Consider the following 24,792-nt stretch of genomic DNA (forward strand, 5'->3'; position numbering starts at 1 on the left):
GTGCTTACCAGCCCAGTTCGTTCGCGGTGGTTTCGGCTATGGCGGGCGAGCAGGTCATGCCCCGGCCGCCGGGCCCGGTCACCAGCCAGACGCCGTCGGCCACCTGCTGGCGGTGGACGACGCGGGTGGTGTCGGTGCACTGCGCGTACACGCCCGCCCAGCGGTGCCTGATCTGCGGCAGGGGGCGGCCCAGGAAGGACTCGACGACCTCGGCGAGGTGCGCGTAGGGGTCTTCGAGGGTGTCGAACGCGAAGGGGTGCTCGTACTCGTGGGTGTCGCCGATGGTCAGTCCGCCGTCCTGCCGCTGCACCATCAGGAGCTGCATCTTGTGCGCGGCGGCGATCGGCGCCTGGGCCTGCTCGGCGTTGAGCTCGTCGAGGGCTTCGCTCTTGTAGGCGGGGTAGTAGCGGAAGCTGTCGGCGTCGGCGACCGAGGTCGCCAGGGGCTCGCCGAGCGGGGCGGTCTGCATCATCTGCAGCCGGACGCGGCGTACGGGCAGGTCGGGGACCAGTTCGCGGACCAGGCCGGAGAGCCAGGCGCCGGTGGCCAGGATCACGGCGTCGCCCTGGTGGACGTCTCCGTGGTCGTCGCGGACGGCTCCGTTCCCCACGACCTCGCGCACTTCCCGTCCGGGGAGGAAGGTGTAGCGGCCGGAGGCCCCCAGGGCTTCGCGCAGGTGGAGCTGGGCGGTGCGCGGTTCCACGGCCGCGTCCCGCTCGCACCACAGGGCGGCCTCGAACGCGCCGCGCAGGGCGGGGTTGATCGCCCTGGCCTCCTCGGCGGTGACCAGCTTGTAGCCGCGGGCGGCGGCGTCGGGGCGGGCCACGGCGGCCTCGGCGACGGCGTGCTCGCGGGAGTTGCGTACCGGGGTCAGGGAGCCGATGGCGCGGAAGCCCAGGCCGGGTACGCGCTCACCGATCGCCTCCCAGAGCTCGCGGGCCCGCAGGGCGGTGTCGAGCTCCTCGCCACCGGCCCGCCCACTGACCCAGATCTGGCCGAAATTGCGCAACGACGCTCCGCGGGCCTCCGCCTCTCGCTCGATCTGGACGACCTCGTGGCCGCGTTCCACTGCTTGCCAGGCGTGCATGGTGCCTACCACGCCGCCTCCGACGACTATGACTCTCACGTGCTCCAAGGTGACGGCGGCCCGTGACCCGGGAGGATCCCCCGGGCGACGCTCCGGTGAACAGCCTCCAACGCTTGGACTAGACCCGTTACCATTCTGTGATACGAGTTCGTCCTCTTTCAGGGCTTACGGGGGGCTTCGGGCGGGACTATTCGGGCCGCAGGTGGGTCGTGAAGCTGAACCGGTCACCACGGTAGAGAGAACGCACCCGCTCCAGCGGCCTGCCGTCCCGATCCCGGGAGAACCGGTGGATGAGCAGCATCGGGAGCGCGGGCGGGGTGCCGATCAGCAGGGCTTCGCGGGGCGTGGCGAGGACCGTTTCCAGCTTCTCGTCGGCGTCGCCGAAGGAGATGCCGAGGCTGTCGTGGAGGTATCCGTAGAAGGAGGAGTCCGGCTGGAAATCGATGTCGAGGCGGGGTGCGCGGGCGACCCGGACGTAGGTGCTCTCGAGCCCGACCCGCTCCTCGTCGGCGAGCAGCACCCGCTCCAGGTGCCAGACCGGCTCGCCGGGCTCGGCGCCGATGCCGGGGGCCACGGGGGCCGGGCAGGGGAAGCGTTCCAGGCCGATCAGGTGGCGGCCCGGGGTGCGCCCCTGGCGGCGAACGCCCTCGGTGTAACTCGCCAGCGACAGGGGCTGTTCGAGCTTGGGCCCGGCGGCGACGGTGCCGCGGCCCGAGCGGCGCAGCCGGCCCTCCAGCAGCAGCTCGCGCAGGGCCTGGCGGACGGTCTCGCGGGAGACCTCGTACTGCTCGGCGAGATCGCGCTCGGTGGGGAGGAGTCCCCCCTCGCCGAGCTCGTCGAGCAGCCCGGCGATGCGGGCCTTGACGGCGTAGTACTTGGGGATGCGGCCGTGCTCGGGGATGCCGGAGCGGACGGGCAGGCCGGGCTGGTGGTGGTGCGCGTAGGCGGTCGGTTCTTCCACCCTCGGACTCTACGTGGACCTGCCCTACGCGGACTGCGGGCCGGGCCCCTTGCGCAGCCGGCGGGCCCCGAGCAGGAGTCCGCCGCCGCCGGCCAGGGCGGCCGCGGCGCCGGCCCCGTACGCCCAGGCGCCCGTGGTGAGGCCGGTGTCGGCCAGCGCTCCGGCCTCGCCGGTCTGCGCGTCCGGGCCCTGGACCTCGAAGCGGTAGCCGCCCGCCTCGCCGATCCAGTCGCCGTCGTCGCCCTTGCGCTGCACCAGCGCGGCGTCGGCGACGGCTTCGCCGAGCGGGGCGCCGGGGGCGAAGGCGAGCCGGACGGTGACGGTCACCGAACCGCCGGGGCCGACGGTGAAGCCGGAGAAGGCGTCGCCACCGTCGAAGACGGCGACGATCTCATCCCGGTCGGTGCGCTCGAGGCTGACGGGGAAGGTGCTGCCCGGGGCGTCGAACTCCATCCGGAAATGGGCGGGTCGCAGGGCGCGGGCCGGGTCGGTGAAGACGACGACGGGGTGGATTGCCGTGCACTCGGTGGTGGTGGTGTTGGTGAGGTCGAGGTACCAGGTCTGCGCCGCGCCGCCGGTCCGGTACACGGCCGGTCCACCGCGGATCCGGGCGCCGATCGGAAACTGCGTGCTCTTCCCGTCACCGCAGACGGCCTCCACCCGCGAGGGCAACGCAGGCGCGGGACGGGCTCCGCCACCGGTACCGATGTCCGCGGACGCGGTGGGTGCGGTGGAGACCACGAAGACGGCTGCGAGGGCAAGGGCTTTGCGCAGTCGCATGAAGAACCCCTACTCGCCGATGACAGAACAAGGAACAACGAACCGAACGACCCGAGCGACCAGAAAACCGATTGCCGTACAAGCCGACAATCACCCCGGCCTTGCCCGCACCCTCCCACGCACGCCCGACCCCATGTCCAGCACCACGCCCAAGTTCTCCCCATTTCCCCCCATTCGGCGGACATCGAACCTCGCCGACACCCGAGGACCGGCGTCCGGCTCTTAGCCGTCCGGCGTTTGAGGACCGGGGTCTGGGGCGGAGCCCCAGGGGGTCCGGGCGCAGCCCGGTACCCCCCCTCCAGCCCGTCCGGCGCTTGAGGACCGGGGTCCGGGCAGAGCCCGGGGAACGGGCGAAGGGCGGGTAGGGGACTTCGCCCCGCGCAGCGGCAAGGGTCGCCGCGGGGACTCCGCCCCGCGCAGCGGAAAACCCGCAGCCGCGCCTCGGTCGGGGGACAGGCCGGCCAGCCCGGCGGCACGCACAAGCCACACCCCGGACCGGGGCTAGGGGCCAAGGGCCAAGGGCCAAGGGCCAAGGGCCAAGGGGCAAGAGGCAAGAGGCAAGAGGCAAGAGGCAAGAGGCAAGGGCCAGGAGCCAGGGCCAAGCGCCCCTCACACCCCCCGCCCGAACAACGGGCCAAGCACCAACTCCGCCGCCCCCTCCGCCACACCCCCCTCAGCGAGTTCAACCCTCACCGCACCCCCCACAAAGGCCCGCACCCCCAACACCCCCCGCACCCCCGCCAGGAACACCCCCGGCGCAGCCGCCACCACCCGCCCCCCGAGCAACACACGGTCCACATCCAGCAGCGCGACCAGGTTCGCCGCCGCCTCCCCCACGATCCGCGCCGCCTCCTCCAGCCGGCCCCCGGCCACCGCGTCCAGGCACAGCACCTCCGCACACCCGCGCCCCCCGCACCGGCAGGCCGGCCCGTCCAGCCGCAGCACCTGGTGCCCGAACTCCCCCGCCGCCGAGCGCCGCCCCCGGTAGACCTCTCCACCGCCGGCCAGCCGGAGCCCCGCTCCCAGTCCGGTGCCGACGTGCACGTACGCCACGGCCTCCCCGAAGGCGGCCTCTCCGAAGCCGGCCCCCGCCGCGACCCCCGCATTGGTGTCCTTGTCCACCCGCACGGGAACCCCCAACCGCCCCTCCAGCACCTCCCGCAACGGGAACCCCTCCCATTCCGGGAACCCCGTCACCCGCCCCAGCACCCCGGTCCGCCAGTCCAGCGGCCCCGGCGCGGCCACGCCGACACCGACGACGGGCCGGTCACCGCCACGGCCGGCGCCGTCACCGCACACCCGCGCGACGGCCCGTACGGCCTCCTCGACCACCGCGTCCGGACCGGCCCCGAAGTCCAGCGGGGCCCGCGCGTCGGCGACGACGCGGCCCGCCAGGTCGACCCGTACCGCCGTGAGCTCGTCGCGGTCCAGGTGCACCCCGACCGCGTACCGCGCCTCCGGCACCAGCCTCAGCAGCGTGCGCGGCTTGCCTCCCGTCGAGGCCTCGCGTCCGGCGTCGGCCACCAGGCCCTCGCTCCGGAGCCGCGCCGCGATCTTACTGACGGCCTGCGGGGTGAGTCCCGTACGCACGGCGAGGTCACCGCGGCCGAGCCCTGCGGGGCCGGCTCCGCGCAGGAGGTCCAGTACCAGTGCGTCGTTGTGCCCGCGCAGCACCGGCAGGTTCACGCCGCTGCCGCCACCCGTGTCGCCCCTGCTACCGCCGCTACCCCTGCTACCCCTGTCCACCTGCCCATTGTCCACCCTCCTTGCACTTAGGCAACACTGTTGCCAAAGTGGACCCATGAACGCCCCCGCCTCCCCCCTCACCCCCACCACACCCATCCGCGTCGGACTCGTCGGCTACGGACTGGCCGGTTCCGTCTTCCACGCCCCGCTCGTCTCCGCGACCGAGGGCCTGGTCCTGGACACCGTCGTCACCTCCGACCCGGGCCGCGTCGCCCAGGCCCGCGAGGCCTACCCGGACGTCCGGATCGCCGCCACCGCCACCGAGCTGCTCACCCAGAGCCCCGCCCCGGACCTCATCGTCATCGCCTCCCCGAACAAGACGCACGTCCCGCTCGCCACCGCCGCCCTCACCGCCGGCATCCCCGTGGTCGTGGACAAGCCGCTCGCCGCCACCGCCGCGGAAGCCCGCGAGCTGGCCGCGCTCGCCGACCGCACCGGGACCTTCCTGTCGGTCTTCCAGAACCGCCGCTGGGACAACGACTTCCTCACCCTGCGCCGCCTCATCGCCGACGGCGAGCTGGGCGAGATCCAGCGCTTCGAGTCCCGCTACGAGCGCTGGCGCCCGCAGCTCAAGGGCGGCTGGCGGGAATCCGGCGCCCCTGAGGAGATCGGCGGCCTGCTGTACGACCTCGGCAGCCACGTGGTGGACCAGGCGCTGGTGCTCTTCGGCCCAGTCGTACGGGTCTACGCGGAGACCGACGTACGCCGCCCGGGCGCCGAGGCGGACGACGACACCTTCATCGCCCTCACCCACGCGAGCGGGGTCCGCTCCCACCTCTACGTCAGCGCGACCACGGCCCAGTTGGGCCCGCGCTTCCGCGTACTGGGCTCCCGCGCGGGCTACGTCAAGTACGGCCTGGACCCCCAGGAGGGCGCGCTGCGCGAGGGCCTGCGCCCCGGCGACCCCGACCACGCCTGGGGCGAGGAGCCCGAGCACCTGTGGGGCCGGCTGGGCTCCGGGGAATCACCGCTGACCGGCGGGGGCACGCCGGTACGGACGGCGCCGGGCGACTACCCGGCCTACTACGCGGCCGTGGCGGCGGCATTGCGCGACGGCGGCCCGGCGCCCGTCACAGCCTTGGAAGCGGCGCACTGCCTTGACGTACTGGAGGCGGCCCGCAGGTCGTCGAGGGACGGGGTGGTCGTGGAGCTCCCCGTATCCCGACGAGCCAGCCGAAGCCGAGGAGCCCACTGACCCTGATTCAGGGACGGCACAGGCCCGCACGACCCTCGGCCGGCTGGCACTCGAAGTTTGCGCACACGGCGCGCGGGATCTCCTCCATCTGCTTGCGATGCACATTCGGAACACCTTGTTGCGGACTTCGTCGCGAAAACCAAGTGCATGCGTCAGGAATGCGCACAATCCGCCATTTTCGGATCTTGGCCATATCAGCCATGAATCGTCGGCACGATTGGCGACATGAAGGCGGACATGGGGCGCAGGTATCGTGCGTACCCCACCGGCGATCAGGACGAGGTCCTGACCGGGTGGGGTCACACCGCGCGCGCTCTGTGGAACGTGGCCCTGGAACAGCGGGTGTACCTGTGGGAACAGCGCCGGTACAGCCTGCGCGCCATTGAACAGTCCAGGCACCTCACCTCTGCCCGTCATGAGCTGGACTGGATTGGGCAGCTCCCCGCGCAGGCCGGGCAGCAAATCCTGCGCAGCCTCGACCGGGCGTACGACAATTTCTGGAATCCTGGGCATGCTGCTGGGTTTCCAACGCGGAAGAAGCGCGGGCACCGCCTGTCCATCCCGTTTCCCGGGCAGGCGGTCGAGGTCCGCAAACTGAACCGCAAGTGGGCCGAGGTTCGCCTCCCGAAACTCGGCTGGCTCCGGTTCCGCCTCTCCCGCGCGATCGGAGGGACGATCCGTAACGCCACCGTGTCCCGGGACGGCAACGGCTGGCACATCAGCTTCGGCGCTCACACCGGTCGTAAGCCAGACGCACCGAACGGGAAGCCCGCGTGCGGAGTGGATTTCGGCGTCGCCGCATCCGTGTTCGTCTCGACCGAGACCGCACCCCGGCTCATGCCCCCGACGCTCACAACCAACGAACGAAAGCGACTGAAAGCGCTGGAGCAGCGCAAGTCCCGCCAGATCACCTACGCGAAGAAGCACCAGGGCGGGAAATACAGCCGCCGCCTGCGCACGACGATCACCCAAATCGCGAAGATCACCACCCGGCGGGCCAACCGACGTCAGGACTTCACGCACAAGCTCACCACCGACCTCGCCAAAAACCACGGCCTGATCGGCATCGAGGACCTACGCGTGAAGAACATGACCAAGTCCGCGAAAGGCACCACAGAGAGCCCGGGGAAGAACGTCCGGGCGAAGGCCGGGCTGAACCGGTCCATCCTCGACAACACCCCGGGGGAACGGCGGCGCCAACTGGAGTACAAGACCCGCATGCACGGGTCCGCGCTCGTAGTGGTGCCGCCGTTCCACACCTCCCAGACCTGCGGCAACCCTGCCTGCGGGAAGGTTGATCCCGAATCCCGTAAGGGATGCGGCCGGCTGTTCGCCTGTGTCCACTGCGGGCACGAGGACGACGCCGACCACAACGCCTCGGTCGAGATCGAGGCCCGAGCCCGCCGGACGGGCGGCTCGGACATCAACAGCACGCGCAGCACCACAACGGTGCGAGTCCCGGCCACCGGCCGGAGGCGTACGCGTGAAGCCCCGAAGCCCGCCCATGCGAGCTGAAGGGAATCGCTCCCGTTAGCGGGAGCGAGCATCGTCAAGCGTCCTTGAACTCCTGGCGCTGACGGCCGAGCCCGTCGATCTCCAGCTCCACGACGTCGCCCGCCCGCAGGAACGGCTTCGGCTCCGGCTGGCCCGCGGCCACACCGGCCGGGGTGCCGGTGACGATGACGTCGCCCGGGTACAGGGTCATGAACTGGCTGACGTACCGCACGACCTCGCCGACCGCGAAGATCTGGTCGGAGGTGTTGCCGTCCTGCTTGAGCTCACCGTTGACCCACAGCTTGACGTCCAGCACCTGCGGGTCCGGGATCTCGTCCGCGGTGACCAGCCAGGGGCCGAGCGGGGTGAAGGTCTCGCAGTTCTTGCCCTTGTCCCACGTGCCGCCGCGCTCGGTCTGGAAGGCGCGCTCGGTCACATCGTTGACCAGCACGTATCCGCCGACGTGCGCGAGGCCCTCCTCGGGGGAGGCCAGGTAGCGGGCGGTGGCGCCGATGACGACGCCGAGCTCCGCCTCCCAGTCGGTCTTGACGCTGGTGCGCGGGATCAGCACTGTGTCGTCGGGGCCGACCACGGTGTCCGGAGCCTTGAGGAACACGATCGGCTCGGCCGGCGCCTCGGCGCCCACCTCGGCCGCGTGCCCGTGGTAGTTCAGGCCGATGCCCACGACCTTGCCTATGCGGCCGACGGCGGACCCGATCCGCAGACCCTCGGCATCCAGCACCGGGAGCTCACCGGATCCGGCCGCGTCCCGTACCCGGGACAGCACGGAGTCGTCGGCGAGCAGCGCGCCGTCCACATCCGTGATCAGGCCGGACAGGTCCCGCAGGGTCCCGTCCTGGTCGAGCAGCGCGGGGCGCTCCGACCCGACGGGTCCTACACGCAGCAGCTTCATGGGCATTCTCCCGTGGTCGAGGGTGGTCGGCCCATGGGCATGCCCCGGGCCGGACGATGGGTTGCGGCCATCGGAGGATTGGTCGATCCTCCAAGATGTCGGCCTCATCCGCAAGACCCTGTTCACATGGCGGAACGCTCTGCTCCGCTGACCGCCCGCCCGGCAGGCTCCGCCCGGTCCTTCCGGTGCTGGAGCCAGATGCGCTCGGCCACCGACCAGGCGGTGGTGGTGACCAGGTACAGCCCGGCCGCCAGCGGCACCAGGGCAGCCGTGATCAGCGTCCCGAAGGACAGCAGGGGCAGTACGCCGCCCAGCTTCCGCATGAGCTCCTGCTGCTCGGCACTCAACCCGGCAACCGCCCCGGCTCCACCGCCCCCCGAGCCCTTGCCCCCGGGCACACCCCCACCAACCTTGGCCCGGCCACCCTTACCCGTGTCGGCCTTGGCCCGGCCACCCTTACCCGTGTCGGCCTTGGCCCGGCCACCCTTACCCGTGTCGGCCTTGGCCCTGCCGCCGTTACCCCCGCCGACCTTGTCCCCGCCGGCCTTCAGCCCGCCCGCCTCGGCCCCGGAAGCCCCGCCGGCCTTGCCCGCCCCGCCGGCCCTGCCCGCCTGGGCCCCGGAAGCCCCGACTCCGCCCGTCGCAGCGGCCAGCGCCACCGCCTTGCGTCCGCGTACCGCACTCCACGCGGCCACCACCGCGACGACCGCGAACAGCCCGAGGAACACCAGCCCCCGCTCCCCGAAGAGACCGCCCTCCCCGAGGGCGTCGCCCCACCGGTCCCCGAGCGGCGCGGCGAACAGCCGGTGCCCGAGCAGCTCGTTGGCGGCCCCGCCGATCTCCGCGGAGGAGAACGCCCGGTACATCAGGAAGAACACCGGCAGCTGGAGCAGCACCGGCAGCAGGCCCGCCACCGGGGTCGCCCCGCGGAAGGCGGCCCGGCTCAGCGGGTGCAGCGCGAGCCGCACGAGCACGGTGAACAGCACGATCGCGGCAGCGGTCGCGGACTCGGCCAGCACCGGCTCCAGGAGCCGGCCCAGCACAGAAACGAGATCGATGAAAACGGACACGTGGGCCCTCCGAAGGGACTCGTCGAACGTCGAAAGGAATGCGTTTCGGCGTGACGACCCGCGAGGGGCGGCAAGGTGAAGCGATCAGAAGTGATCTGCAGGAAGGAGCTGCGCGCCCCTACGCGGCCGTCGGCAGGGGACGGCCGGGCGCCCTGGGCCTCGACCGGCCCGAAGCGTCGGGATCGCGCTGCGGCAAGAACGCCGTGCGCTGCTCGCGATCACGGATCGCGGTACGTATTCGGTGCGGCGGCACCGGCCGGACCAGCCGGGCGGCCAGAGCCGAGGCGCCCACGGCGAAGCTCGCCGCGAGGACCACCACGACCGAGCCGAGCCCGCCCTCCCCGGCGAACAGCCCGAGGAAGCCGCCGAGCAGCAGGAGCGGGGCCAGCACGGCCAACAGCCGCGCGGACGGCACCGTGAAGCGCACGGGGCGAAGCCCACTGTGCTCTGCCATACGAACCGCCCCCTCCCGCTCCGGCGCACGAACTCCCGTACCCGCACTGGCACTCGTACTCGTACTCGCGATCGATACTAACCGCGCACACTGACAACGTACGGGACCTCGTTTTGATCCCCGGGCAGCGGATCACGCGCGAGAACCTCCTCGTCCGGCCTCCCGTCCCCCTCCCCCGCCCCCTCCCGCGGGCCGAGCCAGGTCACCGTCAGCGCGACCGCCAGGTTCACCGCGAGGGCGACCATGCCCGCGTTCACACCCCACACCGGGTCGTTGCCCGTGAAGACCAGCCCGCAGACGACCGCGACCCCCGCGGCCAGCCCGCACACCGCGGCCGCCATCGTGAGCCGGCGCCACACGAGACCCAGCAGCAGCATCGGCACCAGTTGCGCCATGCCCTCGTAGGACACGAGCGAGAGCCTGACCAGCGTGTTCGGCGCCGTGTACGTCATCACCAGCGCGATCGTCCCGGCCGCCACCACGACCACCTGCGAGGCGAGCTTCTGCCGCTCGCCCGAGCTCCAGCGCGGCACGAGCGAGAGCACGCTGCGCCCCCACATCGTGCCGATGACCAGCATGAACACCGCCATCGGCACGATCGACGACAGTGCCGCCGCCACCCCGATCACCCCCACCGCCCACGCCGGCAGGAAGTCCACGACCAGCTTGAACAGCGCGAGGTTGGACTCGGCGCCCGTCAGTCCCGGTACGACGAACAGCGCTGCCATGCCCAGCAGCATCGGCACGAAGAGCAGCACGTTGTACGCGGGCAGCAGGATGGCGTTGCGGCGCAGCGCATCGGCGCTCCGCGCGCCCAGGTACCCCGCCACCGTGGTCGGGAAGATGACAACCGTCAGCGCGTTCAGCACGGTGGTGGAGGCGAACCACCCCACCCCCAGCTCGCCCCGGCCGCCCTCCCCGCTCCCGGCGCCGGGGAGCGTCAGCCACTGCGGGCGTTCGGCCGTGAGCCGCTCGAAGAGCTCCCCGTAGCCGCCGAAGTAGTGCTGGGGCACGTAGACGGCGAGGAACCCGAGCGTGCAGATGACCAGCACGTCCTTCAGCACGGACACCCACGCGCTGCCGCGCAGCCCACTCACCACGACGAAGCCGGTGGTGACGGCGAAGGCGATGAAGTACGCCCATTCCAGGGACACCGCCCCGTAGGTCACCGTCGAGACCACCACACCCATTCCGGTGATCTGGAGCTGGATGTAGGGGAGCAGGAAGACGGTCGCGAGGACGGCGACCGCCGCACCGAGCCAGGGGCGTCCGTACCGGTGGCTCACCATGTCCGTGATGCCGACGAGGCCGTGGCGGCGCGCGTAGTCCCACAGCATGGGCCCGACGACGTAACCGACCGCGTAGCCGCAGGACATGTACGCGGCCACGTACATCACGGGGGCGCCGTAGTTGTAGCCCCAGCCGGCCGCGCCGAGGTAGCTGAAGCTCGTGTAGCCCTCGCCCGCCATCAGGACCCAGATGAAGACGGTGCCGAGCGACCGCCCGCCCACCGACCACTCGGCGATCCCGCCGCCGCCCCCGCTCAGCCCGCCCCGCCCGCGGACCGCGAGCAGTCCGAGCGCGACGGTGGCCACCATGAACACGCCGAAGACGCTGGTCGCCACAGCCACCTGACTCACCGGTGATCACCGCGCCAGGTCAGCCAGACCGCGAGCGGGGTCAGCAGGGTCGCCCCGACGAACCAGAGGAGCAGGAACGGTACGCCGCCCAGCGCCGGCTCCACCCGGTTCGCGACCGGCAGCCCGCCGGCAAACAACACGAACGGCACGGCAAGCCACACCAACTGCGGACGTTTCACCCTTTTCCGACGCACCGCCCCACCCTACGGTCCGCCCGCCCGTCCACGCGTCAGCGCTTGAGGGTCCCCCACACCACGAGCCGGTACTTGGAGCTGTACTCGGGCGTGCAGGTGGTCAGCGTGATGTACGCACCGGGCTCGCTGTACCCGGCCCCCGGCGTGACCGTGCTGCGCGGGACGGGCGCGATCACCCCGGTGTCGCGCTCGGTCGTCTCCGCCAGCGTCTGCCCGACCAGGTACACGTACCTCTTCCCCCGCACGTCCACGATCAACTCGTCCCCGGCCCTGAGCCGGTTGATGTAACGGAAGGGCTCCCCGTGCGTGTTGCGGTGTCCGGCGAGCGCGAAGTTCCCCTCGGCGCCGGGCTGCGCGGTCCCGGTGTAATGCCCGGCGTACCCCTTGTCGAGCACGGACCGCTTGTCCACGCCCTGCGCGACGGGCACGGCGACACCGAGACGCGGAATGCGCAGGACGCCGTACGCGGACGCCCGCGGCGGCGGCTTGGCGGTACGCGGCCCGGAGTTCCCCGCGGGCGCACCACCCGGGGACCCGGACCCGTCCGGCCCGTCGGACGGTCCTACGGCAGAGGCGTCAGAGCCGGCGGCCGGATCCTCCTCCACCCCACCCTCCTCGGGCACGGGGGCCCACCCACCCCTCTCCAGCTCCCTCACCACCTCGTGGGCGGCACTCAGCGCCTGCCGGTTGGTCCACCACACCTGGTGCACCACCAGCAACATCACCACCACGCCCACGGTGACCGCCAGTTCACCGGCCGCCCACAACGCCCCCGCGATACCGGCCCGGCGCGACCGCCGGCCCTTCCCCTGCACCACGACCCGCACGCGATCTCGCACGGGCGGCACCTTAAGTCCTCCCCCCTCAACTGACCAGCGGCAGTACGCTGCAAACCATGCGCCCCGACACGCCTGCCGAGCACATCGCCGAAGCCGAGCGCCTCATCCGCACGGCGACCCGCTACCCCGAGGACCAGGAGCCGTTGCTCCTCCAGGCCGCGGCCCACCTCGAACTGGCCGACGAACGCGAACGGGCGAGCGCCCTCTACGACCAACTCCTGGCCGCGGACACGACGGACGACCCGTCCCTCATCAAGGCCCTCCAGGCGGCCAACCTCTGGGAGTACGGCCACGAGCCCGAGGCCCGCGCCCTCATCCAGGGCATCCGCGCGGCGGCCCCCTCGGACCCCGCCCCCTGGGAGGTCATCGCCGAGGCCCTGGAGGCCCACGACGAACTCGAAGCCTCCCACCAGTGCTTCACGGAGGCGGCCACCCTCCTGGCCCCGGACAACGCCCCCCTCACCCCGGCCACGACCGCACTCCTCACGGGCCGCCACCGCGTACGCCGCCTCCTCGGGCTCCCCCACGACGACTGGGACATGGTCGCGGACACTCGCCACATCGGCCCGATCCCGCTGGACGAACTCCACGACCCCAAGCGGATCTGGGCCCTCGGCTCCGACGACCCCGCCGAACTCCGCGCCGAGATCGCCCGCCTGCGCGCCGAACTCGGCGACCGCCGCGCCGCGCTCTCCCGCCCCTTCCCGGTGGCGATCCTCCACTGGCCGGCCCGCGAACTGGCAGAGCTCCTCACCTCGTACCCCACCCTCTCCGCGGAGTACCCCTCCCACGACGCCCACCTGGCCCAGGTGGAAGCCTCCCTCCGCACCCTGGCCGCCTCGGGCACGACGAACCTGGGCATCGTCACGGCCAGCGTCCCCTCCTACGAAGCCTTCGCAGCCTCGGAGAAAACCTCCCCGTCCTCCCCATCCCTCCTAGCGGAATACGCCACCACCCTGGCCGCCCGAGGCAAAGCCACCCCGTGGCCCCCAACCCCCACAAACCCGTGCTGGTGCACCTCGGGCAGGCCGTACGGGGAGTGCCACGGAAATAGCGCTGCCTGATCAGCCCACCATTCCCCAGGCAAGAGCGGTGACGGTCCCGTCCCAGCCCTCGCTGGTCTGCCAGATCGCGGCGATGCCTTCAGCTTCCAGGTAAGACGCGTACACCCCGATGTCCTCGGAGAAGAGAGCGATGAGATGGGGGGCCTTCAGCCCCTTCTCTCCGTAGAGGAAGTAGCTGTATTCCTTGAGCTGACCAACGGCCTCGCGTACGGCAGAAGCAGCGTTGCCGTTCCGGAGCACCTTGGCTTCGACGAGCCACTCCTGGAGATCGACCGATCCGGCATCGCCCGCGGCCGCGTCGGCCGGGTGGAGCGTCAGATCCTTGGGGTGGATCTTCTGGTTCCTCGCCTCGTAGTCCCGCTGGGCGATGTGGGTAGCGAAATCCTTGATCAGCAGTTCGTGCTTTCGGCTCTTCAACTGCTCGTGGGCCGCGATGGCCACCAGGTAGGCCGAGCTGTTGCCCGGCTTGAACCCGATCAAGGGAGCAGCCCCGGCCTTCCGCTTGCGCTTCGGCTGGACAGGATCCGACTCGCCTTCCGCTACGGCGCGCATCCCCTTCTCAGCTTCCGCCGCACTCCTCAGCAGGCTCTCAGCCGCGCGAAGGTCCTGCTGAAGCTCGTCCTCCGCAGGCAGGTTGCTGATGTCGTACGGACGGGCCACCACGCTTGCGGCCTCGTACGCTTCCGGACGCTCCTGCCAACCGAAGGACGGGCGGTAGTTCCAATCCTCGGCCAACTCCGCCGGCAGAGCGGCAAAGAGGCGATCGGCCTGCCGCTCAAGATGACTGAGGAGGACCTTCCGCACACGGATCTTCTCCTCCAGATCCGTGACCCCCTGCTGAAGGGTCAACGTCACCGTCTTCAGGTCCGTGCTGAAAATATACGCAAGGTACAGCCCGATCTTCGGATCGCGATTGATCTTCGGATCGAATACTCCGACCCAGGGTGCGACGGCCGCAGTCCCCTTTCCTCCGTAGCCTGCGGCTTCCCAGCCTTCCAGCACCCCGAGGTCGGTACGGCTCGCCACCTTCCGAAGCACCTTCTGACCAGGAACGTGTTCCTTCGTACCCGCTTTCTGATCATACGTCTGTGAAACTTCGAAGAGCAGGTCTCGCATCGTCATGCCAAAACGCTACGCAAAGATCAACACCAGTCAATCCCGATCGATCACATTCTGGATATCTCTGGCCAGATTTCATCGCAGGCGAAATCGGCGCACCCAGGCAGATGGTGGATCAGGGCTATGGCCGAAACAACGGGAGTTGCTGGTGGCCGCGGGCCACGGCTGTGGGTGGGGTGGGGCGGGTGGTGGTCAGGGTGAGGAGGGTGCGGAGGGCTGCGATCACCTCGGACGGGGTGTCTCTCATCATCGAGGGGGTGGCGCTGACCACCAGGATGCCGTGGGACTCCAGGCGGAGGCGGCGGTGGAGGGTGGCGTGCCAGGAGTCGCGGTTGTAGTGGTACTCCGCCGAGTCGATCTCCAGGGCCACGCCCTCGTCGGGCCAGTAGGCGTCCGGGCTCGCCAGGAACGTGCCGTCCGGGGTGTGGAGGCGGGCGTTCCACAGGGGCGTCGGGAGGTCCGTGGCCGAGAGGGTGTCGCGGGCCAGGGCCTCGGCGACCGAGCGGACTCCGGCGAGGAGTTCCGCGGCCGCCGCGCGGATCGCGGGACGGGTCAGGAGGCGGGCGGCGCGGAGTTCGGCGTGCAGGTCCTGCGGGTGGCACCAGCCGGACTGGACGACCTGGGCCAGGACCGACCGGATCCGGTCCGCCGGCTCGTCGGTCCGGGCCGCGAAGTCGGCGGCCGCGCGCACCGGGCGCGTGCTCGGGATGCCGGAGACGGTGATGGTGCGGGGCCAGCGGGTGGTGGGGAAGGGCCGCACCTCCTGTGAGCTGGTGAGCTTGCGCGGGGCGCGGATCAGGATGTCCGCCGGGGTGTACGGGGCTTCGCGGATCCCGAGCAGGGCGAGGGCCGCGCCGCCGGTGAGGGCGGCGGTCTCGCCGGAGAGCGGGTCGGAGCCGGGCTCGGCGGCGTAGAGGACGGCGGCGAGGGCGCGTTGGCGCTGGTCCGGGGGGCCGGTCTGGAGGAGGTAGACCCGGGGCAGCAGGCGCTGCCAGGGCCCGCCGGGGCGGGTGCGGGAGGTGATCGTGCCGGGTGGGATGCCGGCGGTGGTGGTGAGCTGGTGGCGCGTGGCCAGGTTGAGTTGGCGGCGGGCGGTGGGGGTGGCCTCGGAGGCCTGCCTGGACCGAGTGACCGGCCTTGACTGCACCGGGTGCGCCGGGTGCGCCGGGTGCGTAGTGGTCGCCGCGCGGGACGAGGGCATCGAGTGGGTGGTGCGTGTGGGGCGTGTGGTGGGGTTCATGGGCGCGGTATGCCCGGCCCGAGTGGCTCGGACGCCCCGCTGGGCGATGTTTCGGGGCTGCCTTCAGGCGCCCTCGCGGTGTGTCCCGCGCCGTTCGGTGACGCTCCGCAGGGCGGGGCCCGTCGCTCTCCTGGCGGACGGGCTCGGTCCCGCCGGAGGAATATGGCCGAGGCCCCGCGTCTCCCGGATCCGGTCGGCGGGTCGGTCAGTTGGTCGGCCAGGCACTCAGGCGGCCGGGCAGTAAGGCGGCCGGGCAACCAAGCAGTCGGGCGGGTAGCCATAAGAGCGACGCGCGGTCCGTCTTCGGGCGTGCTCGGGCGCTCCGCAATGACAGGGGCAGCTCTCGGTGGTCGCCGTCCGGATGCGCGTGCCGTTCACGGCGGGCGGGGCCGTCCGGGCAAGGTCCGGAGAAGGGTCGGCACGGCTGCGCCGCCCGGTCCGGGAGGGGCGGGGACGGGACGGGACGACGATGACGCCCGTCTCCATTGCCGGGCAGGGCCCGCCGGGCGGGGTCTGACCAGGAGAGGTCCGGGATGGCGGCCGGGCTACGCCGCCCGGTTCGGGTGGTCCGGGGACAGGAAGACGATGACGCCCGTCTCCGTGCCGGGGAGGGGGGCCACCTCGTGCCAGCCCAGGCGGCGGTACGTGGCCACCGTGTTCTTGGCCAGCCGGCTGGTCAGCAGCCACGCCCGGCGGTCCGGGGCGTCGGTGGTGATCTCGGTGAGAAGGGCCCGGGCGGTGCCGCGGCCGCGCGCGTAAGGGCGTACCGCGAGTTCGTCTATCTCCAGCGCCCCGGTGAGGAGTTCCTTCACCCGGGCCGAGCCGAGCTGCGCCGCCACCTGGGCGTACGCGCGGTTCTTCGGGAAGGCCGCCGGGGTGATCCAGCCGGTGGCGAAGCCGTCGATGCCGGTGGCGGACTGGGCGAGGGCCGTACGGAAGCCGCGGCGCCGGGCGTCGGCCGGGAGACGGGCAGCGAACTGCCGAATGGTTTCTTCGTCTTCGTTCCACGGCGGGGCGGAGAAGACGTCGGCGTAGGCGTCGACCAGTTCGTCCGCGAGGTCGAGGACGGCCTGTCCGTAGCAGATCACGATGTCCTGGCTCCTGATGTGGGATGGGAGGGGTGGGGTGGGCGGAAGGGGGCGAGGTGGTTTGCCCCTTTGGGTGGGAGATTGAATTTATGCCCATCGGGTTCCCTCAGCAGACATCGCGCGGATCCGGCGAGTGTGCGACAAATCCCCTCGGTGCGGTCCGTGTCGGGCGGCCGGGCGGCCGCGTTGAGCAGCACGTGGACAGACTGCTTCGGGCCGTCGGCGGGTGCGGGCTCGCGTTTCTGCTCGTGTTGGGCGTGGTGGCGGTGCTGCCGCGCGGTGTACGGGACGCGGTGCCGGATCCGGTGATCGGTGGTGCCGTACTGGTGTTGGGCGCGGTGGGGGCCCGACGGGTGGTCAAGGGGTCACGTTAGTTAGCCTCGGGGGCGAGTGGGTGTGCGCGTATGAACCGATGAACCGATGAGGTGAGGGAGTTGGACAGCATGGCACGGGTTCCGAGCTCTGTAGTGGCGGCCGCCGGTCTGGTCGGGGGTTACGCCGTCGCACGGTGGACCAAGAAGCGGCCGCTCGGCGGTGTCGTGCTCGGCGCCGCGGGCGTCGTGGCCGGGCGCGAGTGGCACAAGCGCGGCGGCGTCCCCGCCGCGGCCGGGCTCGGTGCGCTGTACCTCGCCGGGTTCGCCGGTGCGCACCCGCTGGCGAAGAAGGTCGGCGCCTGGCCGGCGGTCATCGGCGCCGCGGGTGTGGTCGCCGCGGCGTCCTGGGCCGTCGCCGACCGCGGCTGACTCCCCGCCCCGGGCCGCGGGCCGGGCCCCGGATCGGAGCCCAGGGCCCACCCCAGCCCTGGGCCCTGGGGTGGGCCCGGACCAGGCATGAAGCCCATGAACGGACGGCCGCGCCACGGAGCCCGAACCCCGGCGGCTCGCGGTTCGTGCCAGGATCTGCGGTATGCCTGATCGCGCGCTGAGCTTCGGAGCGATGGCGGAAGCGTACGAACGGTTCCGGCCGGGGTATCCCGCGGAGCTCGTCGACCTGGTGAGGGAGTACGCGGGCCGTCCGGTCCGGACCGCCCTCGAAATCGGTGCCGGGACGGGCAAGGCGACCCGCCTGTTCGCCCGGCAGGGGGTCGTGGTCACCGCGACCGAGCCTGATGGAGCCATGCTCGCCGAGCTGCGCAAGCACGTGCCGGCAGCCGGCGTCAGGACGGTGCAAGCCGCCTTCGAGGACGTGCGGCCGGGCCGACGGTACGGCCGGGGGTACGGGCTGGTCTACGCGGCAGCGGCGCTGCATTGGACCGCCCCGGAGGGCCGGTGGGCGCGGGTGGCCTCGCTGCTGGAGCCCGGCGGCGTGTTCGCCTCGTTCGGCGGGCCGGTTCGGTTGGCCGATCCGGCCGTGGAGGAGGTCGTCCGTGCGGCGCGGGCACCGTTCTTGGAGAGCGACGAGATTCCCTCCCCGGACGGGACGCCACCCGGGTACGACGCGCAGTGGCCGGGCACCGAGCTCCAACGGTCCGACTGGTTCACCGGTGTTCAACAGGCTGTGATCGAACGCCGCCTGACGATGAGTGCCGGCGACTACATCGGCCACCTCTCCACCGTCTCGGCCTATCTCGTCTTGCCGGCCTCGGCGAGGCAGCGGGTGTTCCGCCAGATCACGCAGGTCCTGCCGGCGAGGGTCGAGATCGTCGCCGACATCACCGCCCATCTCGCGCGTCGGCGCTACGAGGCGTAGCACCGCCAGGCAGCGCCAGGCACCCCCAAGCAGCACCGAGCAGCACCAAGCTCCACCTCGTGGCGAGCGGACCCCCGTCGGAACAGGGCACCCGCCCCCGGCCCCCGCGCCGCTACGCCCCGAAGGCCCGCGACAGGGTGTAGATCAGGAGGCCCGCCAGCGCGCCGACCACCGTGCCGTTGATGCGGATGAACTGGAGGTCGCGGCCGATGTGGGCCTCGATCTTGCGCGAGGTGTGTTCCGCGTCCCAGCCCGCCACCGTGTCCGTGATGAGAGAGGTGATCTCCGCCCGGTACGTGGTGACGACGTACACCAGCGCGCCCTCGATCCAGCCCTCCACCTTGTCCTGGAGACGGCCGTCCGTGGCCAGCCTGGCGCCCAGGGACATCAGCGAGGAACGGACCCGCAGGCGCAGCGCGCTCCGCTCGTCCTCCGCCGCCGAGATGATCATCGAGCGGACCGCCGTCCAGGTGGAGGCGATCACGTCCTGGATCTCCTCGCGCTGCAAGATCTCCGACTTCAGGCGCTCCACCCGCGCCCGCGTCTCCGTGTCCGACTGGAGGTCCGCCGCGAAGTCCGCGAGGAAGCGGTCCACCGCCCCGCGTGCCGGGTGCTCCGGCATGTCGCGCATCTCCTGGACGAAGCGGAGCAGTTCCTTGTAGACGCGGTCGCCGATCTTGCGGTCCACGAACCTCGGGGTCCAGCCCGGCGCCCCGCCCTGCACCGCCGCCTCCACCGACTCGGCGTGGGTGACCAGCCAGTCGTGCGCCCGCGCGCACACCAGGTCCACGACCCGGTGGTGGCCGCCGTCCGCGACGACCTTCTCCAGCGTCTTACCGATCCCCGGCGCGATCTCCGCCGTCTCGGCCCGCCGCGTGATCGCCTCGCCCACGACGGCCTGCACATCGGAGTCCCGCAGGACCGTCAGCGCCCCGCGCAGGGCCGTGGCCAGCTCCGCCGTGACCCGGTCGGCGTGCGCGGGCTCGGCCAGCCAGGCGCCGAGCCGGCCGCCGATGCCCAGCGCGTGCAGCCTCGTACGGACCACGTCGGCGGAGAGGAAGTTCTCCCCGACGAACTCTCCGAGCGAGACGCCCAGCTGGTCCTTCTTCGTCGGGATGATCGCGGTGTGCGGGATGGGCAGGCCGAGCGGCCGCCGGAACAGCGCGGTGACGGCGAACCAGTCCGCGAGCGCGCCGACCATGCCCGCCTCGGCCGCGGCCGCGACGTAACCGGCCCAGCCGCCTGCGCCGGCATGCTCCGCCCACTTCGCCGCTACGTAGACCAGCGCGACCAGCACCAGCAGGCCGGTGGCGGTCCGCTTCATCCGGCGGACGCCGCGCCGGCGCTCCTCGTCCGCCTCGCTGAACACGAAGCCGCCCCGTGCGGTCGATGGCGATGGCGGCGCCCCCGATGCCGACGCGGCCTTCGCCGTCGGCGTAGCCGTCGTACTGCCCTGCTCCACGTGCTCCTGCCTTCCCCCGGGCGACGGTTTCGTCCGCAAAGCGTTCCGACTCCATAGGATCCGACTCCCGGGGCGCCCGGGGAGTTCCCGGCACGCCGTACTCGTCCCCCGTCTGTGGACCGCGGCCCCGTGGGCCGAGTCGCCCTACAGCTCCTTGCGCGGCTTCTGCTGCGAGACCGCCCGCTGCTGCTTCGGCGGTTTCACCTTCACCTCGACCCCGCCCCAGAACGCGAGGCCCGTCACGACCACCCGCGGAGCCCCCGGCTCCACCGGGCCGGGGCTGTCGGTCTGGTCGAAGCCGCCCATCACGCCGATGCCGCGTACGTCGAGCTCGACGCCCGGCGGCACGATGATCTGGATGCCGCCCATGATGGCGACGCAGTTGATCACCACCTCCCGCTCCGCGAAGCTCGCCTCGCGCAGGTCGAGCTCGCCGCCGCCCCAGAACGCCACCGCGTGGAAACGGGCGGGCACGGTCCAGTTGCCCTTGCGCTGGAAGCCCGACATGACCGCCACGGCCACGGCCGGGCCCCCCGCCGCCCCTCCGCCCACGATCCGGGCCGGCCAGGGAGTCTCCGACCCCGCCGGCACCGCCTTCGTCAGCCCGACCGGAGCCACCGGGGCGGCCGCGATCGGGGCCGTCGCGCCGAGCGCCGGCAGATCCCGCGTCAGCGGTTCGAGCTCCGCGTACGTACGGGACCGGTAGGCCGCGTCCAGCCGCTCCTCGAACTCGTCCATGTCGAGCCGGCCCTCGGCGACGGCGTCCCGCAGCCGGTCCACCACCCGCTCCCGGTCGGCGTCCGAAGCCCGCAGCTCCGGCAGCGGCGCCGCCGCCGAAGCAGACGCTGGCAATGGCGCCTGCGATGGCCCTCCGGGCAGCGCCGTCTCGGGCAACACCGTCTCGGGCAGAGCCGCCTCCGGAAGCGACTCCTCGGACCTCTCGGACCGCGACTTCTCGGGCACCGGCTTCTCAGGCCGCTCGTCACTCATGCGGACCAGCCTATGCAGTCACCGTTCCTAGCCAGTGTGCAGGAGTGAGTCTTGGACCCATTCATGCTTACTGGGCGCATCCCGAACGGTTTTGGATGCACTGGGTCGCCGCGTTCTCTTCCCGCTCGGCGACGGCCCTCCAGGGGCACGGTCCGTTGCGGGTGGGCGGTTTCCGTTACGCCTTCGGGTGCCTGGTCCGGCCTGGGCGGTCCGATGCCCCACACGATCACTCTGGTCGTGTGGGGGCGGTGCCGTCCGACGCCGGATCGGGTGCCCGAGGGCGCGTCGTCCGATCGCGATGCCGGCGGCATCGTGACGGGACATTTCGCGGCGCGGGGCGACCAGCGGTTTCTGCCAGTGCTGGCCTCCCCACTTGGAGGTGTAGGCGGGATCGACCGCGACGATGGCGAGGTCGTGTTCTTCGGCCATCGACACGAGCCGGGCCTTGAGCCTGCCGGTCGGGATGCCGGAGATGAGCTGCCGGAATCGTTTCCTGCGGCCGTGCTTCTCCCGAGTCTTCTCGGCGGTGAAGTCAAGGTCTTCGATCGCGATGGCCTTGGCGCCGACACTTTTCGCCCAGTGCAGCAGCCTAGTGATGGCGTGGCGGATCTGCGCATCGCGGTGATCCGCGGTGCCGGACAGGTCGTACAGGAAGCGGTGCGGGTCACCGACGGGGTTGCCGTGCGAGTCGAGCCGGTAGGCGGCGAAGTGGTCGGCGTTGGTATCGACACCGACCACGCCCTTCGCACGGGCGGTGGCCAGCGGGACCGTCTGGATGACAGGGCGTTGCCAGGCTGCGGTCAGATACCAGCGACCTCGTGTGACGTCCAGATGGATCCGGTAGGCCACGGCCCGATTCGCTTCGATGCGCTCGGCCCACTCCGCGCCCCGGTGCGCGAACGCGATCCGGCAGGCCAGAACGTACCGGCCATGCGCGCTGTTGGCCAGGTGCCCGAGCGGGGCCGGGAGCTTGATGCTGACCTCGCCGTCGGGGGTCACGCGGATCGTCTCGTTCCCGAACCCTTTCCCGGACTCGCCATCAGCGGCGAGAAACCAGCGTTCGGCTTCCCAGCGGGCACGCCACTGTTGCTCGGTGAGCTGGGCCGCGTCCAGATGGTGCCGAGTGTTCGCCAGCCGCTTCCCACCCCGGACCACCCGGACCCGGCCCGCCCGCCAGTCGGCCACAACAGCCGCATGCCGCTCTTCCAGAGCCGCGAGACGCCGGGACTTGCGAAACCACTCGCTCCTGGAGCGGTAGCCGCCGGCAGCCCGCTTGGTTCCCTTCTCACCTATTGGGAGGGCAAGGCGGTGGCGCAGTGTCCGGATGCCTGCGTCCAGGTTCTGGATGTGCGCAGCCTGGCAACGCCGGGCCAGGGACCACTGGTCGTGGCTGGCCTTGGTGATCGCCCCGGCGATCCGCGACGACGACTCCCCCGTCAGCCCCCGCTTACGGGCCGCCCACGTGTCGGCGGAGTGCTCGGGGCCGTCCGCGCACCGCTGCTTGAGGTCACGGGAAGCCAGAGCGCCCTGATGCGCCCCGACCAGCCGCAGGACTTCCTCATCCCCGACACTCAGGCGCTTGAGACGGTCACGTACCGCCACACCGGACGTACCAAGCGCCACAAAGGAGGGAGCGATAGTGCGCAACCTCTTGACCGGCTCAGCCATCGCCGACCGCCGCGGACAGAGCCCTGCTCGCCCGCATCTTCGCGGAGCGCTGTCCGTGCAAGCGGGCATAGAACACTGTCAGCCAACTGCCCTCACGGAACCAGCGATACGCACCCTGGGGACATACACCCCGCGCACTCGCCGACACCTTGAGATCCATACAGACGACCGTAACGACACTCACCCAAATGGACCATCACTCACAAGAGTGGAACAAAGAACCAGCAGTTCCCAACTCCGCCCCGCTGCCTCCGCCCCGCCCCCGCTACCCCCGCCCCGCGTACATCCGCGCGATCACGTCCTCGATGTCCGGCTCCCGCACCGACAGGTCCAGCAGCGGATACTCCGCCGCCACCGCCGCCACCAGCGGAGCCGCCGAAGCGCGCGCCGGGAACGCCAGCCACTGCCGCGCGCCCTCCACCTTCACCACCCGCGCCCCCGCCACCTCGATCGGCGGGAGCTCGCGCTCCAGGTCCACCACGAGCGTCCGCTCGCTCGCCACCGCACCGTCCGCGCCGCCCGCCGTGTGCAGCCCGCCCAGCGAGCCGTCGTAGACCAGCCGCCCGTGGTCGATCACCATCACCCGCTCGCACAGCTGCTCGATGTCCTGGAGATCGTGCGTGGTCAGCAGCACCGTGGTGCCGAGCTCCTCGTTCAGCTGCCGCAGGAATCCCCGTACGCTCGCCTTGCTCACCACGTCCAGCCCGATCGTCGGCTCGTCCAGGTACAGCACGTCGGGGTCGTGCAGCAGCGCCGCCGCGATGTCCCCGCGCATCCGCTGCCCCAGCGACAGCTGCCGTACGGGTACGTCGAGCAGCTCGGCGAGGTCGAGCCGGTCCACGCAGCGCTCCATGTTCTCCGCGAACCGCGCCGGCGGGATCCGGTACATCCGCCGCATCAGCGCGTACGAATCCTTCAGCGGCAGGTCCCACCACAGCGTCGTGCGCTGTCCGAACACCACGCCGATCCGGTGCGCGAGGCGCATCCGCTCCCGCGCCGGGTCGATGCCGGCGACCCGCAGCCGGCCGCCGCTCGGGGTGAGGATGCCGGTCAGCATCTTGATGGTGGTCGACTTGCCGGCGCCGTTGGGCCCGATGTAGCCGACCATCTCGCCCCGAGCCACCTCGAAGCTGATCCCGTCCACGGCCCTGACCTGCCGTTTCTCCCGGCGCACCAGGCCCACCCGGCGCCGTACGTCGAAGACCTTCTCGACCTCGTGCAATGAAATCAGCGCATCCGAATCCGGCATGGCTAGCTCCCCGTACTGCGGTACGAACGGACCCCCGCGCGCCAGGCCAGCGACGCGGGAAGAAACACCACGAAGGCCACCAGCGGGCTCGCGTACGCCACCCACCCCGGCAGCCCCAGCGGATCGGGCCGGCCCAGCACGTACAGGGCGGGCAGCCAGTTGACGAAGGCGAGGGGCACGATGAAGGTCACCCCGCGCAGCAGGTCCTTCGCGAAGACGGTCGGCGGGTACTGGAGCATGGTGCAGCCGCCGTAGGTGAAGCTGTTCTGCACCTCCGCGGCGTCCCCGGCGAGGAACTGGAAGGCCGCCCCGGCCACCATCACCGCGCCGAAGATCGCCGCCCCGGCCGTGATCATCACCGGCACCATCAGCACCTTCCCGACGGTCCAGTGCAGCTGGTCCAGCTCCGAGACCGCCCACCCCAGCACCGCGAGCCCCTGCACGATCCGCCCCAGCCGGCGCAACGCGAAGCGGTCGGCCGCCACCTGGGCGAGCACCGGGACCGGGCGCACCAGCATGGTGTCGAGGGAGCCGTCACGGATCCGGGCGCCGATCCGGTCGGTGTTGCCGAGCAGCAGGTCGGCCAGGCCCAGGGAGGCCGAACAGGACCCGTACAGCAGGGCGATCTCGGGCAGCGTGAAGCCGCCCAGCTCGTCCACGTGCGAGAACATGATCGTGATCGCGACGAAATCGAGGAGCGTGATGGCCGCGTTCCCGAAGGTCGAGAGGAAGAAGGACGTTCGGTACGTCATCGTCGACCGGATCCACATCGCGGCGATCAGCCCGTAACCGCGCAGCCCTTCCAGGACGCGGCTGCGCTGCGGGACGAGGAGCCCGGGCTCCACCGCCC

General features: G+C 71.5%; 23 protein-coding genes. 5 read left to right on the forward strand and 18 right to left on the reverse strand.

The window, feature by feature from the left end; all coding sequences use genetic code 11:
- Positions 1-4: 4 nt before the first annotated feature.
- The 4 genes from MTF69_RS23100 to MTF69_RS23115 form a co-directional block, all read right to left on the reverse strand.
- Positions 5-1,126, reverse strand: coding sequence for a TIGR03364 family FAD-dependent oxidoreductase (locus MTF69_RS23100; protein WP_243337192.1), 1,122 nt, complete (start codon positions 1,124-1,126; stop codon positions 5-7).
- 148 nt (positions 1,127-1,274) lie between these two features.
- The gene (locus tag MTF69_RS23105) at positions 1,275-2,048 is read right to left on the reverse strand and encodes a GntR family transcriptional regulator (RefSeq protein WP_243337194.1); all 774 of its coding nucleotides are present in this window, start codon (positions 2,046-2,048) and stop codon (positions 1,275-1,277) included.
- Between the two features lie 24 nt (positions 2,049-2,072).
- The gene (locus MTF69_RS23110) at positions 2,073-2,828 is read right to left on the reverse strand and encodes a hypothetical protein (RefSeq protein WP_243337196.1); all 756 of its coding nucleotides are present in this window, start codon (positions 2,826-2,828) and stop codon (positions 2,073-2,075) included.
- Positions 2,829-3,437: 609 nt separating this feature from the next.
- Positions 3,438-4,514: an ROK family protein gene (locus MTF69_RS23115; protein WP_374323591.1), complete on the reverse strand. Its 1,077-nt coding sequence runs from the start codon at positions 4,512-4,514 to the stop codon at positions 3,438-3,440.
- A 115-nt stretch (positions 4,515-4,629) separates the two neighbouring features.
- Here MTF69_RS23115 and MTF69_RS23120 point away from each other — a divergent pair, with 115 nt between their 5' ends.
- Both MTF69_RS23120 and MTF69_RS23125 read left to right on the forward strand, forming a co-directional pair.
- A complete protein-coding gene (locus MTF69_RS23120) occupies positions 4,630-5,769 on the forward strand; it encodes a Gfo/Idh/MocA family oxidoreductase (RefSeq protein ID WP_243337200.1) in 1,140 nt (379 codons plus the stop codon).
- 225 nt (positions 5,770-5,994) lie between these two features.
- Positions 5,995-7,284: a transposase gene (locus MTF69_RS23125; RefSeq protein WP_243337202.1), complete on the forward strand. Its 1,290-nt coding sequence runs from the start codon at positions 5,995-5,997 to the stop codon at positions 7,282-7,284.
- Between the two features lie 34 nt (positions 7,285-7,318).
- Here the strand turns inward: MTF69_RS23125 and MTF69_RS23130 are convergent, their stop codons facing one another.
- The 6 genes from MTF69_RS23130 to MTF69_RS23155 form a co-directional block, all read right to left on the reverse strand.
- Positions 7,319-8,176, reverse strand: coding sequence for a fumarylacetoacetate hydrolase family protein (locus MTF69_RS23130; RefSeq protein WP_243337203.1), 858 nt, complete (start codon positions 8,174-8,176; stop codon positions 7,319-7,321).
- Between the two features lie 122 nt (positions 8,177-8,298).
- Positions 8,299-9,246: a YidC/Oxa1 family membrane protein insertase gene (locus MTF69_RS23135; protein WP_243337205.1), complete on the reverse strand. Its 948-nt coding sequence runs from the start codon at positions 9,244-9,246 to the stop codon at positions 8,299-8,301.
- A 118-nt stretch (positions 9,247-9,364) separates the two neighbouring features.
- A complete protein-coding gene (locus tag MTF69_RS23140; protein ID WP_243337208.1) occupies positions 9,365-9,700 on the reverse strand; it encodes a DUF6412 domain-containing protein in 336 nt (111 codons plus the stop codon).
- Positions 9,701-9,777: 77 nt separating this feature from the next.
- Positions 9,778-11,298 carry a sodium:solute symporter gene (locus tag MTF69_RS23145; protein WP_243337443.1) on the reverse strand — a complete coding sequence of 507 codons (1,521 nt, stop codon included), beginning with the start codon at positions 11,296-11,298 and terminating at the stop codon, positions 9,778-9,780.
- 38 nt (positions 11,299-11,336) lie between these two features.
- Positions 11,337-11,480 (reverse strand): DUF3311 domain-containing protein, encoded by a 144-nt coding sequence (locus tag MTF69_RS23150; RefSeq protein WP_243337211.1) that lies wholly within the window; start codon positions 11,478-11,480, stop codon positions 11,337-11,339.
- A gap of 89 nt (positions 11,481-11,569) precedes the next feature.
- The gene (locus MTF69_RS23155; protein WP_243337213.1) at positions 11,570-12,373 is read right to left on the reverse strand and encodes a class E sortase; all 804 of its coding nucleotides are present in this window, start codon (positions 12,371-12,373) and stop codon (positions 11,570-11,572) included.
- A gap of 56 nt (positions 12,374-12,429) precedes the next feature.
- Between MTF69_RS23155 and MTF69_RS23160 the strand changes: the two genes are divergently transcribed.
- On the forward strand, positions 12,430-13,437 hold the full coding sequence (locus tag MTF69_RS23160) for an SEC-C domain-containing protein (protein ID WP_243337215.1): 1,008 nt from the start codon (positions 12,430-12,432) through the stop codon (positions 13,435-13,437).
- Here MTF69_RS23160 and MTF69_RS23165 read toward each other — a convergent pair whose 3' ends face one another.
- The 3 genes from MTF69_RS23165 to MTF69_RS23175 form a co-directional block, all read right to left on the reverse strand.
- A complete protein-coding gene (locus MTF69_RS23165; RefSeq protein ID WP_243337216.1) occupies positions 13,438-14,559 on the reverse strand; it encodes an MrcB family domain-containing protein in 1,122 nt (373 codons plus the stop codon). It abuts the gene before it with no gap.
- A gap of 118 nt (positions 14,560-14,677) precedes the next feature.
- Complete coding sequence (locus tag MTF69_RS23170) at positions 14,678-15,796, reverse strand: hypothetical protein (protein ID WP_243337218.1); 1,119 nt, start codon at positions 15,794-15,796, stop codon at positions 14,678-14,680.
- A 545-nt stretch (positions 15,797-16,341) separates the two neighbouring features.
- Complete coding sequence (locus MTF69_RS23175) at positions 16,342-16,884, reverse strand: GNAT family N-acetyltransferase (protein WP_243337220.1); 543 nt, start codon at positions 16,882-16,884, stop codon at positions 16,342-16,344.
- A gap of 443 nt (positions 16,885-17,327) precedes the next feature.
- Between MTF69_RS23175 and MTF69_RS23180 the strand changes: the two genes are divergently transcribed.
- Both MTF69_RS23180 and MTF69_RS23185 read left to right on the forward strand, forming a co-directional pair.
- A complete protein-coding gene (locus tag MTF69_RS23180) occupies positions 17,328-17,627 on the forward strand; it encodes a hypothetical protein (protein WP_243337221.1) in 300 nt (99 codons plus the stop codon).
- Positions 17,628-17,790: 163 nt separating this feature from the next.
- Positions 17,791-18,573 (forward strand): trans-aconitate 2-methyltransferase, encoded by a 783-nt coding sequence (locus MTF69_RS23185; RefSeq protein WP_243337223.1) that lies wholly within the window; start codon positions 17,791-17,793, stop codon positions 18,571-18,573.
- Positions 18,574-18,685: 112 nt separating this feature from the next.
- Here MTF69_RS23185 and MTF69_RS23190 read toward each other — a convergent pair whose 3' ends face one another.
- From MTF69_RS23190 to MTF69_RS23210, 5 genes are all read right to left on the reverse strand, one after another.
- The gene (locus MTF69_RS23190) at positions 18,686-19,942 is read right to left on the reverse strand and encodes a DUF445 domain-containing protein (RefSeq protein ID WP_243337226.1); all 1,257 of its coding nucleotides are present in this window, start codon (positions 19,940-19,942) and stop codon (positions 18,686-18,688) included.
- A 237-nt stretch (positions 19,943-20,179) separates the two neighbouring features.
- Entirely contained in the window at positions 20,180-21,025 is an 846-nt protein-coding gene (locus MTF69_RS23195; protein WP_243337227.1) for a DUF1707 domain-containing protein, read from the reverse strand.
- 27 nt (positions 21,026-21,052) lie between these two features.
- Positions 21,053-22,693, reverse strand: coding sequence for a transposase (locus tag MTF69_RS23200; protein ID WP_243337229.1), 1,641 nt, complete (start codon positions 22,691-22,693; stop codon positions 21,053-21,055).
- A gap of 265 nt (positions 22,694-22,958) precedes the next feature.
- Entirely contained in the window at positions 22,959-23,942 is a 984-nt protein-coding gene (locus MTF69_RS23205) for an ATP-binding cassette domain-containing protein (RefSeq protein WP_243337231.1), read from the reverse strand.
- A 2-nt stretch (positions 23,943-23,944) separates the two neighbouring features.
- Complete coding sequence (locus MTF69_RS23210) at positions 23,945-24,712, reverse strand: ABC transporter permease (RefSeq protein WP_243337445.1); 768 nt, start codon at positions 24,710-24,712, stop codon at positions 23,945-23,947.
- Positions 24,713-24,792 lie beyond the last annotated feature (80 nt).

This window comes from Streptomyces sp. AP-93 (genome assembly GCF_022808175.1).
Classification (GTDB): Bacteria; Actinomycetota; Actinomycetes; order Streptomycetales; family Streptomycetaceae; genus Streptomyces.

Bases quoted from the DNA above. Each gene is read 5' to 3' on its own strand.
- MTF69_RS23170 (WP_243337218.1), bottom strand. From the start codon at position 15,796: ATGAACCCCACCACACGCCCCACACGCACCACCCACTCGATGCCCTCG.
- MTF69_RS23200 (WP_243337229.1), bottom strand. From the start codon at position 22,693: ATGGCTGAGCCGGTCAAGAGGTTGCGCACTATCGCTCCCTCCTTTGTG.
- MTF69_RS23145 (WP_243337443.1), bottom strand. From the start codon at position 11,298: ATGGTGGCCACCGTCGCGCTCGGACTGCTCGCGGTCCGCGGGCGGGGC.
- MTF69_RS23110 (WP_243337196.1), bottom strand. From the start codon at position 2,828: ATGCGACTGCGCAAAGCCCTTGCCCTCGCAGCCGTCTTCGTGGTCTCC.
- MTF69_RS23160 (WP_243337215.1), top strand. From the start codon at position 12,430: ATGCGCCCCGACACGCCTGCCGAGCACATCGCCGAAGCCGAGCGCCTC.
- MTF69_RS23195 (WP_243337227.1), bottom strand. From the start codon at position 21,025: ATGAGTGACGAGCGGCCTGAGAAGCCGGTGCCCGAGAAGTCGCGGTCC.
- MTF69_RS23205 (WP_243337231.1), bottom strand. From the start codon at position 23,942: ATGCCGGATTCGGATGCGCTGATTTCATTGCACGAGGTCGAGAAGGTC.
- MTF69_RS23130 (WP_243337203.1), bottom strand. From the start codon at position 8,176: ATGAAGCTGCTGCGTGTAGGACCCGTCGGGTCGGAGCGCCCCGCGCTG.
- MTF69_RS23120 (WP_243337200.1), top strand. From the start codon at position 4,630: ATGAACGCCCCCGCCTCCCCCCTCACCCCCACCACACCCATCCGCGTC.
- MTF69_RS23140 (WP_243337208.1), bottom strand. From the start codon at position 9,700: ATGGCAGAGCACAGTGGGCTTCGCCCCGTGCGCTTCACGGTGCCGTCC.
- MTF69_RS23125 (WP_243337202.1), top strand. From the start codon at position 5,995: ATGAAGGCGGACATGGGGCGCAGGTATCGTGCGTACCCCACCGGCGAT.
- MTF69_RS23165 (WP_243337216.1), bottom strand. From the start codon at position 14,559: ATGACGATGCGAGACCTGCTCTTCGAAGTTTCACAGACGTATGATCAG.
- MTF69_RS23210 (WP_243337445.1), bottom strand. From the start codon at position 24,712: ATGTGGATCCGGTCGACGATGACGTACCGAACGTCCTTCTTCCTCTCG.
- MTF69_RS23180 (WP_243337221.1), top strand. From the start codon at position 17,328: ATGGCACGGGTTCCGAGCTCTGTAGTGGCGGCCGCCGGTCTGGTCGGG.
- MTF69_RS23185 (WP_243337223.1), top strand. From the start codon at position 17,791: ATGCCTGATCGCGCGCTGAGCTTCGGAGCGATGGCGGAAGCGTACGAA.